This window comes from Streptomyces sp. SBT349, assembly GCF_001083795.1.
GTDB lineage: Bacteria > Actinomycetota > Actinomycetes > Streptomycetales > Streptomycetaceae > Streptomyces.
In genome coordinates, this window is record NZ_LAVK01000621.1 from 1 (window position 1) to 1,864 (window position 1,864).

The 1,864-nt window shown below is 78.7% G+C and carries 1 protein-coding gene; it reads left to right on the forward strand.

Going from position 1 to position 1,864, the window contains the following annotated elements; genetic code table 11:
* The first annotated feature begins 114 nt into the window (after positions 1-114).
* Complete coding sequence (locus tag ADY01_RS35255; protein WP_324613485.1) at positions 115-1,770, forward strand: ABC transporter ATP-binding protein; 1,656 nt, start codon at positions 115-117, stop codon at positions 1,768-1,770.
* The last annotated feature ends 94 nt before the right edge of the window (positions 1,771-1,864 follow it).

The window sequence follows — 1,864 nt, forward strand, 5'->3', positions numbered from 1 at the left end:
CCCCGCCACCGCCCGTTGACCATCCACGCCCGAAGGAGGCACCCGGCCCGCATGGCCGCCACCCTCGCCCGTGACCCCGTGCTGCGCGACGCCGCCCGGCACAGCGCGGCGCGCATGGCCGTGCTGCTCGCGCTCACCCTCGCCGGGACCGCCACGACCCTGCTGCTGCCCGCGGCGCTCGGCCGCGCCCTCGACCAGCTGCTCACCGGCTCCCCGGGCGCGACCCGCGCGGCCCTGCTGTGTGCGGCGCTCACCGCCGCCCAGGTCGCCGTCTCCGCCGTCGCCTCCGCCCTGGCCGGCACCACCGACGCGCACGCCGCCGCCCTCGCGCGCCACCGGCTGCTCGGCCATGTGCTGGCCGTCGGCCCGGCCGCGGACCGCCGGTTCGGACCCGGCGACCTGACGACCAGGAGCACCGTCAACGCCGCGCACGCCGGCACGGCGCCCGCCGCCCTGGCCTCACTCGCCGCCACCCTGCTCACCCCCCTCGGCGGCATCCTCGCGCTGGCCCTCCTCGACTGGCGGCTGGCCGCGGCGTTCCTCGTCGGCCTCCCCGCCCTCGCCCTCCTGCTGAGGAGCTTCGCCCGCTCCTCCGCCGACGCCGTCGCCCGCTACCAGGACCTCCAGTCCGGCATCGCCGGGCGCCTCGTCGAGACCCTCGGCGGCGCGCGCACCGTCGCCGCCGCGGGGACCGAACGGCGCGAACGCGACCGGGTGCTCGCCTCCCTGCCCGACCTCGCCGCCCAAGGACACCGGATGTGGCGCGTCAACGCCCGCGCCACGGGACAGGCGGCGCTGCTCGGCCCGTTCCTCCAACTCGCCGTCCTCGCCGCGGGCGGTCTGCTGCTGAGCGGCGGTCACCTCTCGGTCGGCGGGCTGCTCGCCGCGGCCCGTTACGCCGTACTCGCCACGGGTGTCGGGGTGTTCGTCGGCCACCTCAACCGCCTGGTCCACGCCCGCGCCGCCGCCCGCCGCCTCGGTGACGTCCTGGCCCTGCCCCCCGTTCCGCACGGCCGCCTCTCCCTCCCCCCGGCGGGCGACGGCTCGGGGCGGCTGGAGTTCCACGGCGTGACGGCGGGGCGCGGCGGCCGTCCGCTGCTGCGCGGCCTCGACCTCACCGTGCCCGCCGGGGCGACGCTCGCCGTCGTCGGCCGCTCCGGCACCGGCAAGTCGCTGCTGGCCGAGCTCGCCGGGCGGCTCACCGACCCGGACGCCGGGTGCGTGCTCCTCGACGGAACCGACCTGCGCGACCTCGACCGCGCCACGCTGCGCCGCGAGGTCGGCTACGCCTTCGAACGGCCCGCCCTGCTGGGCGCCACCATCGGCGAGGCCATCGCCCTCGGACCCGTCCCGCCGTCCGCCGCCGCGGTCGCCGCCGCGGCGGCGTCGGCGCACGCCGACGGCTTCATCCACACCCTGCCCGACGGCTACGACACCCCCCGCGCCGGCGCGCCGCTCTCCGGCGGCGAGCTCCAACGCCTCGGCCTGGCCCGCGCGTTCGTCCACCACCGCAGGCTGCTGATCCTGGACGACGCCACGTCCAGCCTGGACACCGTCACCGAGATGCGCGTCGGTGCCGCCCTGATGGCCCGCGGCCACGCCCGCACCCGCCTGATCGTCGCCCACCGGCCCGCCTCCGCCGCCCGCGCCGACCTGGTGGCCTGGCTCGACGGCGGCCGGATACGCGCCCTGGGCCCGCACCGGGACCTGTGGGACCGAGACGGCGCCTACCGGGCCATGTGGCGGACGGGGGAGAACGGCGATGGCTGACCGCCCCCCGGCCAGGAACCCGCCGTCCAGCGCGCGGGCGACGGCGAAGCCGAGGAGGAACGTCCTGGCGGCGTCGAGCAGCGACCAGCAGGTC

Coding starts and splice junctions, on each gene's coding strand:
- ADY01_RS35255 (WP_324613485.1), top strand. CDS start 115: ATGGCCGTGCTGCTCGCGCTCACCCTCGCCGGGACCGCCACGACCCTG.